Consider the following 9,684-nt stretch of genomic DNA (forward strand, 5'->3'; position numbering starts at 1 on the left):
CAGCCAAGTGATTACAATATGACCACTAAGATTGAAATACTCACAAGCGGTGATGCAACTCAGGTGCTTGAACAAATAGCACTGCGCTTTGATGACCTGAGCGATCCAATGAATGAGATAGCCGCCATTATGGAAGGCGCAACGGAAGACGCCTTTACTGAAGAGCGTAGCCCAGTAACAGGCGAGGCATGGCCAGCGCTTAGTGAAAACTACCTAAAACAAAACCCCAAACGTGTTGGTGGGCAAATGCTACAGGTAAGTGCTGGAGGACTAGCAGCCAGCATTGCCGCAGATAGCGGCGCGTTTTGGGCGCAAATTGGGAGTAACAAGCCTTACGCTGCTATTCATAACTTTGGCGGCTTGCCAGAAATGGCACCTGGCCCTGCTGCCATTCCACAGCGTGAGTATTTAGGGATAAGCCTCAATGAAGAAACCAATATTTTGGACACTCTCAGCAACTATTTTACCGAAAACTAAAAAACGCCTCAGAAACCCTCTGAGGCGTTTTTACATGTTCAAGTGCTAGCGTTGGGTGTTGTGTAGTGTAATATGGCTGTTAAAGGCGTTTCGAAACGTTTCTAGAATCAGTTTAAAGCTCTGTGCGCTAGGTAAGGAAATAAAATGGCAGTTAATAGCGATATTTTTAAAATTAAAACCATTCTTCAATCGCTTGAAAAAAGTCTATCAGACTTAAGTGACATCATCAAAGATAAAGAAAACCGGCTGAGCGGATCGATCAAACAAAGCCAAATGTTGGCAGATAACATTATAAAGAGCATTTCGAATAATAGAGTTATACTTAATCTCAACAGAAGACGTGATGGCCATGTAATTCAAAATCTGAAAAGTAACTTCGAATTTTTCGTCAGCTCTCTGAGGTTTTTAGAATCCGAGATTGCACACGGCCAAAAATTTACCGCTGAGACTAAGGAGTTGGTTGTCAAGATCAGAGATGACGCAGAATTAGCTAATGGCATCATGTTAAGTCTACTTAACTTTCAAGATGCTATTTCCATAAACAATGATCACTCCAATAATTTCAACGAATTAGATAACACTGCAGAAGAGCTTATTCAAAGGCTCAAAAACCAATTACTGACTCAAGAGCACAAGTTCAACGCTGTTACAACGAAGTTATTTGAAATTAAAGATGATTTTGAGAATTATACCAGTAGTAAGGAAAGTAGAATTCTTGAGTTTGAAGAACAGCTAAATCAAGCTATTGCCAAGTCTAATAAGTATTCTCATGATGTATCTAGAATGCTTGAAGAGACAGCAGCACAAGTCGATGAGAAAATAAGCACCATCGAAGACCTACTATCAGTAACTTCACAAAAAGTAATCGCAAATGATTTTAGCGAAAGTGCGAAAACAGAAAAGATCGCAGCCGATTATACTAGATATGGTTCATTGGCATTTATGACTTTAATTGTAGGTATAGTGTGCTATACGTTTTGGGACCTAGCTAAGTTTGGCTTAGATTGGCAAGAGTCCATATTCAGGACAGTTCTAATTTTTGCCCTATCGGTTCCAGCTGCATACTTATCTCGTGAATCAACAAAGCACCGTCAACAACAATACAGCTTCCATCAAACCGCCTTAGAGCTAACAACGATCACTCCGTATATCTCATCATTAGACCTAGAAGCCCAGCAAGAGATAAAAACGGCAATAGCCCATAAATTATTCGGCCATAGACAAAGCGAGCAAACTGATAGCTTTCCGTTGAATACCCAAGAGATCATCATTGAGTTAATTAAAAAATTGGATATCAAAAATCCAAAAAGTGATAAAGGAACCGAGTAAACAAGATGAGAAACTTTCCAGCAGTGATAAAGACTCCGATTTTTTTGTCAATATGCACAATTATTTCGCTAATTATTCTTTGGGGGATCGGCCCCGGCTACGGATTCAGTAGCTCAACCGAGCCTTGGTCACACTTTGGCAGTTTTTTTGGAGGTATCCTCTCCCCTGTATTCGCATTTCTGGCTTTGGTAATCGCTATGAAATCAATAAAAGCGCAGCAACATTCTAATTCGCTTGCTGCAAAGAACTATAAAGAGGCACAAGAACAAGCTGAAAGAAATCTGCACGAGCAGAGAGTGCTTCAAGTCGAAAAGGTTAACTTTGAAAGGCAGAGCATTGCTTTACATAATCTTCTAGACTCATTCCAGGCGTTAGAACCTCTATTCACACAATCGCTTTACGACCTAAGAATTTGCGATGTTCAGCACTCAATTCTTGGGGCTAATTCGAATGCTTATATAATTCGTTCTCATAGTGTTTGTCTCAAAGCAGGGTCTTTTGTGAAAAGAATGCTCAATGAAAAAGACACTTACACAGCTAAGCTAATAAGGCTGTGTGTATGTGACACTCTCCACTCCATGGACAATTTGATTGAACATATTGAATTATATAAAAACCCTTTTTTAGATTCTAACGAGGTCAATAATGTTTCTCAATTGAGAGAAACGCGACAAATGTTCTACTCGCTCAAAGAGAAACTGGATCAACATTTAAAGCAGAATCAAAACTAATCATAATTGGCATATAATTCATTTATTAACCCAGTTTAAAATACACTTCCAACCCAAATCCACATACTGGCACCAAGACAAACGTTTTAGTGCCAGAACATGCAAAATACCTCAACGCAACAATCCATAAACGGCCAGCACAAGCAATCACACATGGAGGTGACTTCTGTTGCTGTGTGTAATACACAAGCGCAGCATTTTGGCCTTGCGGTATGTAGCTTGGCAAGCGAACCTGAAGAAAGTGGTATTAGCCCTCGCGTGCTGCTTATGCCTGATGGGGCATTCTCTGGCCATGACGGTAGACCATTTGAAGTACCAGGCAATAAATGGCTAATGGATGAAACGGCATTTAATAATCTTAAAACCGCCGCCCTTAGCCGTGCTAACGATTACCTCTTTGATTACGACCACCAAACTCTTTTTAAAGCACAGAACGGCCAACCTGCACCAGCGGCTGGTTGGTTTGCATCCGACGGTTTGGAATACGTACCAGGCGAAGGCGTATATGCCAAGAACGTTAAGTGGACTACGGCGGCACTGAGTGCGCTGCGCAATAAAGAGTACCGCTACGTTAGTCCCGTGTTTGCTTACGACAAGTCTACAGGTCGCCCATTCAAATTACTTCACGTTGCCTTAACCAATGACCCCGCAGTACTGGGCATGGAAGAGGTAGCAGTGTTAAACCTGCAATACTCCTCAGGAGCACCCAAGATGAACGAAGCCCAGCAACTCCTCGCTGCGCTTGGCATTACCGTGGACGGTGATGTTACCAGCGAGCATATCGAAAAAGGCAAATCGGCCATTACCGAGCTGAAAAGCAAGGCCGATGGCGCAGAAGGTAAAGACAAGCAAATTGCTGCCTTGAACACGCAAATTCAACAAGCCACGTCGAATACTACAGTGGATTTAACCAAGTTTGTGCCAGTTGATGTACACAATGCACTACGTGGCGAACTAGCCGCACTCAATAGCCAGCACCAAGGCGTGACTATTGAAACCGCTATTGATAAAGCCAAAGCTGAGGGCCGCGTGATTGCTGCCGAGATTGATTACCTCAAGCAGCTTGGTGAGCAAAACGGACTTGCCGCCCTCAATGCAGTGTTAGATAGCCGCCAACCTATTGCAGCGCTAAACGCTCAGCAGTCCAAACCAACCCCAACACCATCGCAGGACAAAACAGGCGTTGCCGCTTTGTCTGTCGAGGATAAATACGCGGCTGACCAACTGGGTATTAGCCACAAAGATTACGCAGCACTGAAAGAGGAAGACCAGTAATGGCGATTATTACTCCCGCACTATTAACCAGCCTACAAGTTGGGTTCAAAAAAAACTTTCAAAATGGCTTAGACGAGGCGAAGCCGTCGTTTACGCAAATTGCCACGGTGATACCTTCGACCACCAAAAGCAACACCTATGGCTGGTTAGGTAAATTTCCCTCACTGCAAAAATGGGTGGGCGACCGCCAATTGCAATCGATGAAAGCACACGCCTACAGCATTGTAAATGACGACTGGGAAGCCTCTATCAGTGTTGACCGTAACGACATTGAAGACGACGAACTGGGCATTTACGCACCACTGATGCAAGAAATGGGGCGAAGCGCAGCCATTCACCCTGATGAAGTGTGTTACCCGCTGTTAGCCTCTGGTTTTACGACGTTGTGTTACGACGGCCAAAACTACTTTGATACCGACCACCCCGTGTATGAAAAAGTAGATGGCTCCGGCGCGGTTGAAAGCGTCGCCAATATGGCTGCTGATGGCGCATACACTGGCCCCGCTTGGTATGTGCTCGACACCTCAAAAGTACTTAAACCGATTATTTTCCAAGAGCGCAAAAAGCCACAATTTACATCGATGACCAAACTGGATGACGAAGCGGTGTTTACCAGCAAGCTATTCAGATACGGCACCGATTGTCGCGATGCAGCGGGCTTTAGTTTTTGGCAACTCGCCTTTGGTAACAATCGTGAACTGAATGCCGACAACCTGTGGGATGCCATTACGAAAATGCGCGAATTTAAAGCCGATGGCGGCCGCAAGCTAGGCATTCGCCCAACCACCTTGGTTGTGCCACCAGGCCTTGAAAAAGTCGCCACGCGCTTACTTGAACGCGAACTCGATGCCAACAGCTCGAACGAGTTAAAAAACCGTTTAACGCTGGTTGTTGCCGACTACCTCTAATACCTGCGCCCCTGCGTGGGGCCAACCCATAGGATGAAAAATGAAATGGCTGAACCGACTATTTACCCTGTGCGCATTATCTCTCAGCAACCTGATGGCTACCGCCGCGCCAGCATTACCCTCAAGCGTGGCATTAACGAGCACCGTGTTACCGAGCCTCAGCTTGAAGCGCTTAAAAAAGATACACGCCTTACGGTGCAAGTTATACAAGCAAGTGAAAGTGCAGCGACGCAATCACACTTGGAGTCAGGAAGTATGGGCGGCGATGTAGCACTGGACTTGAGTCAAGCCCCTGAAGAACTGGCGCACATCATTGCAGCATTATATGAGCTGAAGCCAACCAAAAAGCCCAACGTGGATGAGTTGGCGTTTGAAGTGGATGGCGTTGATGGCGAGCAAAAACCGTCAGCCGCCGAGCGAGATGAGGCATGGGCTTGGTATCAAACACATGTTGTCAACGTGGAGCAATAAGCCATGACCTACGCTGCCGCTGAAGACATGCAAAACCGCTTTAATCACCAAGATTTGGTGCTGCTTACTGAGCGTGAGCACAGCACACCAGGTGAAGTGGATATGACTGTGCTCACGCAAGCCCTTGAAGATGCCACAGCAGAGATTAACGCCTACTTATCTGGCCGTTACATGCTGCCACTTAACATTGTACCCACGGCATTAGTACGCATTTGTTGTGATATTGCCCGCTACTTTTTAAGTGGCGATAACGCGCCGGAGCATATTCACCAACGCTACATGGATGCAGTGAAGTTTTTAAAAGCGGTGAATGCAGGCACTGTGTCGCTGGGTATCGATAGTCAAGGTGATAAAGCGGAGACTAACGACACCGCCGTGATGGAATCAGCAGGCAGCGTATTTGCTCGCAGTAAAGCCAAGGGATTCATCTGATGTTTGAAATTAAAGATGACTTTTTAGCGGCAGGCCAACTGTTAGAAACTGCCCTAAGTGCAGTGCCTGGCATACGCCAAGTTAAGGCGCTTGATGACCTAGCAGAGATAGACAAAACCAATCATACCCCGGCCTTGTATTATCTCTACTACGGCGAGCAATTAAAGGAGAGCGCTTACGCTGGAGCTAATACCCTGTTAACGCAAACTTGGCTTGTCATCTTAGCTGAGCGAAAAGCCAGCAAAACCGCAGGCAAAAACATTGCCGCTACCATTCGTGCCATTGCCGGAAAGATGACTGGCGACGCTGGCCCTTGGCAGCGCATTAACACCCCAATCAAACCAAGATACACAAGCGGCCATGCGTTTTACCCGCTGGCCTTTACCTGTCAAATGAAGTTTAAAGGAGCACTTACATGAGTGGCTTACTAGTAGCGGGCAATTTCTTTATTGACCGATTAAACCCACAAGGCCAAAGCCTCGGTATTTTTGGCCCTATCAATATGACCAAGCTCAGCATCAAAACCGAAGCTGAGACCAAGACTCGTGCATCTCGTAAAAAAGAGTCTTATGGCCAAGCGTTAGATGACGTCAAGATTGCCAAGCCTGCTGAAGTGTCGTGCGAGTTTGACGACCAACCCTCTGAGTTATTGGCAATGGCGCTGATGGGTAAAGTGGTTGATCTAAACGAAGCCAGCGGCACGGTAACAGATGCAGCAAAAACCTTGCCCGCCAACCAGGGCTGGCTAGAGCTTGGCCATAAGAACCTAGCCGCTGAAGGTCTTACGGTTAAGCAGGCAACGACCACACTCACGCTAGGGACTGATTTTGAGATCAACTATGCACTGGGTTTGATCCGCTCTGTCAAAGGTGGCGAAGTAGATGCAGGTGGTAGCATTACCGTGAGCTATCAACACAATGCGCGAAGCGGTAAAACCATCCAAGGTGGCATTGAATCACAAGTTCGAGCGCGTATTTTTGGTGAGGGAACCAACCTTGCCAACGGTAAAGCCATTGAGCTGGAAGTATACGACGTGTCACTGATGCCAGATAAAGAAATTGATTTTGCAGCCAGTGAGTTTGTGAGTGGCGGCCTAGCGGGTACTGCCAAGCTGCCAGCAGGTAAAGCAACCCCATTCACCTATACCGAATTAGACGCATAGCTCCCGTTGGGGCTTCGGCCCCTTTTTCAAATCCTTAAACTCATTTTCAAACTGAGCGGTTGTAATGGCTAATAAGACTCTTGAACTTGCACTCCGAATAGTGGCCGAAGCCACTGGCAAACAAAACCTTGAACAGTTAGTTGCTGAGCTGCGCCGTATTGAGCAAAGCGCAGATGATGCTGCACCTGCCACAGATCAACTCGGCCAGAATTTAGATGAGACGGCTCAAGCTGCAAAGCAAACGAGTAAGCAATCAACTGAACTTGCCGATGACTTAGCGTCGTCAACTACCGCTAGCGCTAAGCTGGGGGAATCACTCAGAGACGTCGCAAATAACGCGAAAACTACGGCGAGCAGTACGCAAGCACTGAGCGATGATTTAAACCAGGTCGGCACAGCTACAACGAACGCGAGCCAAAAAGCAGGCGTGCTCGCGGATGTAATAGACGACCTTGGCAACCAGCAGGAACTTATCCGCGCTTTTGAGCGTTCCAAGCGAGAGCTTGAAGAACAAGAAATTGCCACGGCTGCTGCGGCCCATGCGCTAGACCAATTACAAAAACAAGCACAAGACACCAGTAAGCCATTTGTAGAGCTTGCCCGAGGCATTGACCTTGCAGAGCGCGACTTGCAGCAAATGCGGGCTGAGCTGACGCAGCAAACTACCAAACACAATGCACTGCAACAAGAGCTAAAACGAACGGGTCTCGATACCAACAACCTAAGCATTGCCAAACGCGAACTAGCTGGACGTTTTAACCAAGCTGGTAAAGCCGCTGATGGGTTTACGCAAGACCTAAAACAAGGCAGTGCCGCCCAACAAGCACATGCAAAAAGCCTTGGTAACGTCGCTAGTCAAATCGCGGCGGTTGCTGCTGCCTACTTTGGGTTAGACCAAGTTGGCCAAGCCGTTCGCTCCGTGTTTGAAACGGGCGATAAGTTTGAAAAGCTCCAGGTGCAAATGAATGGCCTGATGGGCAGCATTGCCCAAGGCGAAAAGGCCAGTGCCTGGATAACTGAATTTACTAAAAATACACCGCTTCAGCTCGGTGAAGTTAGCCAAGCATTTGTGAAGCTCAAAGCCTTTGGGTTAGACCCAATGGACGGCACGCTGCAATCCATCACGGACAGCGCTTTAAAGCTCGGCGGCAGTTATCAGGAAGTTGAAGGGATAAGCCTCGCACTTGGCCAAGCTTGGGCTAAACAGAAACTGCAAGGTGAAGAGATTTTGCAGCTAGTTGAACGTGGTATTCCTGTATGGGATATGCTGCAAACGGTCACAGGTAAGAACGTCCAGGAACTACAAAAGTTAAGTAGCGCAGGCCAGCTAGGCCGTGACGTTATCAAACAGCTGATTGACGAAATGGGCAGAACCAGCACAGGCAGTGCAGCGGCACAAATGGCACTATTTAGCGGCCAGGTCTCTAACGCAAAAGACAATCTGGAACAGTTTTATAACCTCATTGCTAAGTCTGGTGCAATGGATTGGCTCAAGGGCCAGATTGGTGAACTAAACAAAGAATTTACGGCAATGGCAGCTGATGGCCGATTGCAAGAATGGGCGCAGTCAATCAGCGACACCATCGTGGCAACCGGCACAGCGATAAAAGACACCATAAGCACCTTATATGAATACCGTGAAGAAATAGGATTTGTAGCCAAAGCGTGGCTCGCCCTTAAAATCGGCTCTTATTTTAGTAGTGTTGTGGCAGGTGCAGTGAGTGCCACCCGGGCATTTGTTACCTATAGAGCCGCCGTAACCGCAGCGACAACAGCCACCAATGCTGCGACCGTTGCTGCAAATCGCTGGCGTAATGTGGCAGGTGTGATTGCCCGTGGCGGTGTTTATTTAGCGCTCACCAATGAGGTTATTAACCTGATTGGTGAGTATCAAAATTTAAAAGTTGCTGAAGCAGGCGTCGCGGAAAGTCAGCGCAATGCCGAGTTACAAGCTGCCAAGCTAAAAGGCGAGTTTGAGTTAATAAGCTCAACCACAGGCATTCTTGTTACCAGTTTAGAAGAAGTGGAAGCCGCCGTGGCTGCTGGCACGCTGGTCATGAATGAAACCACCGGAGCCTATGAAAACGCAGCACGTAAAGCGGAAGCACTCGCTGAAGCCACACGCATTGCCGCTGAAGAAGAGCGCAAGCGCCAAGAGCTACTTAGGCTCACAATTCCAGAGGCATTACGTGTAATAGAAACTTTAGAGCAACAGGCGCAAAACCTAAATGGTGTACGCGCTGGTGTTGATGGTTTTATCCAATCCATTGAGTCTGCACGTACTGCACTCGCTGGTGCTGGGGCTGAGTATAGCCAACAATTAGTATTACTGGATTCATTAAAAGCTAAGTTCGAAAGCCACAACGAATCATTAGCGCGCCAAGCATATCTCGCAGGTGATGTAAAAAAAGCCTACAAGGAGCTGGGCATAACCAGCGCCGACGCACTCACTCAAACGGCGACTAAATTACAAGGAGCGTTTGAACTACTCCAACAAAGCAATGAGCCAGTTGCGATGCAGCAACAAGCCTTTTTGAAGTGGGCCAAAGCCGCCGTTGAAGCTGCCAACGCCACAGACCAAACTGTGCCAGCATCGGTTCAGGCAGCTGCGGCCGCACTGGGTTTAACCGCAGAGCTGGATAAACTAGTTAACGCTGCTAACAAGCTCAAACCTGCCACAGACATTAATAGCGATGCAGTAAACCGTTTTGCTACGGCTTTGGATAAAACCAAAGCTGCAATGGAAAACAATAAAAAAATCCTAGACAGCTCAACAGCCTCAGCTGAGCAAAAGCGAAAGGCGCAAGCTGCCCTTAACCATCAAACAGGGTTGGTGGTAGAGCAAGAAGCCGACCTAGCTCGCGTACGAGAGCTAGAAACCAAAAGCTTGCAACACTTA

10 protein-coding genes are annotated in these 9,684 nt (G+C 47.0%); all 10 read left to right on the forward strand.

The window, feature by feature from the left end:
* Positions 1 to 18 precede the first annotated feature (18 nt).
* On the forward strand, positions 19 to 477 hold the full coding sequence (locus CWC03_RS10320) for a phage virion morphogenesis protein (protein ID WP_138581852.1): 459 nt from the start codon (positions 19 to 21) through the stop codon (positions 475 to 477).
* A gap of 144 nt (positions 478 to 621) precedes the next feature.
* The gene (locus CWC03_RS10325) at positions 622 to 1,806 is read left to right on the forward strand and encodes a hypothetical protein (protein WP_138581853.1); all 1,185 of its coding nucleotides are present in this window, start codon (positions 622 to 624) and stop codon (positions 1,804 to 1,806) included.
* Positions 1,807 to 1,811: 5 nt separating this feature from the next.
* A complete protein-coding gene (locus CWC03_RS10330; protein ID WP_171040231.1) occupies positions 1,812 to 2,537 on the forward strand; it encodes a hypothetical protein in 726 nt (241 codons plus the stop codon).
* A gap of 99 nt (positions 2,538 to 2,636) precedes the next feature.
* Positions 2,637 to 3,812, forward strand: coding sequence for a phage protease (locus CWC03_RS10335; protein WP_249314000.1), 1,176 nt, complete (start codon positions 2,637 to 2,639; stop codon positions 3,810 to 3,812).
* The gene (locus CWC03_RS10340) at positions 3,812 to 4,720 is read left to right on the forward strand and encodes a Mu-like prophage major head subunit gpT family protein (protein ID WP_138581855.1); all 909 of its coding nucleotides are present in this window, start codon (positions 3,812 to 3,814) and stop codon (positions 4,718 to 4,720) included. Before CWC03_RS10335 ends, CWC03_RS10340 begins: the two co-directional genes overlap by 1 nt.
* A 33-nt stretch (positions 4,721 to 4,753) precedes the next feature.
* Positions 4,754 to 5,191 (forward strand): HI1506-related protein, encoded by a 438-nt coding sequence (locus tag CWC03_RS10345; protein WP_138581856.1) that lies wholly within the window; start codon positions 4,754 to 4,756, stop codon positions 5,189 to 5,191.
* A 3-nt stretch (positions 5,192 to 5,194) separates the two neighbouring features.
* The gene (locus tag CWC03_RS10350; RefSeq protein WP_138581857.1) at positions 5,195 to 5,623 is read left to right on the forward strand and encodes a gp436 family protein; all 429 of its coding nucleotides are present in this window, start codon (positions 5,195 to 5,197) and stop codon (positions 5,621 to 5,623) included.
* On the forward strand, positions 5,623 to 6,042 hold the full coding sequence (locus tag CWC03_RS10355; RefSeq protein WP_138581858.1) for a phage tail terminator protein: 420 nt from the start codon (positions 5,623 to 5,625) through the stop codon (positions 6,040 to 6,042). The genes CWC03_RS10350 and CWC03_RS10355 overlap by 1 nt, the downstream gene beginning before the upstream one ends.
* Complete coding sequence (locus CWC03_RS10360; protein WP_010604397.1) at positions 6,039 to 6,785, forward strand: phage tail tube protein; 747 nt, start codon at positions 6,039 to 6,041, stop codon at positions 6,783 to 6,785. Before CWC03_RS10355 ends, CWC03_RS10360 begins: the two co-directional genes overlap by 4 nt.
* 64 nt (positions 6,786 to 6,849) lie before the next feature.
* On the forward strand, positions 6,850 to 9,684 hold a 2,835-nt coding region (locus CWC03_RS10365; protein ID WP_138581859.1), incomplete at its 3' end, for a tape measure protein.

It is taken from the genome of Pseudoalteromonas sp. S2755 (assembly GCF_005886535.1).
GTDB lineage: Bacteria > Pseudomonadota > Gammaproteobacteria > Enterobacterales > Alteromonadaceae > Pseudoalteromonas.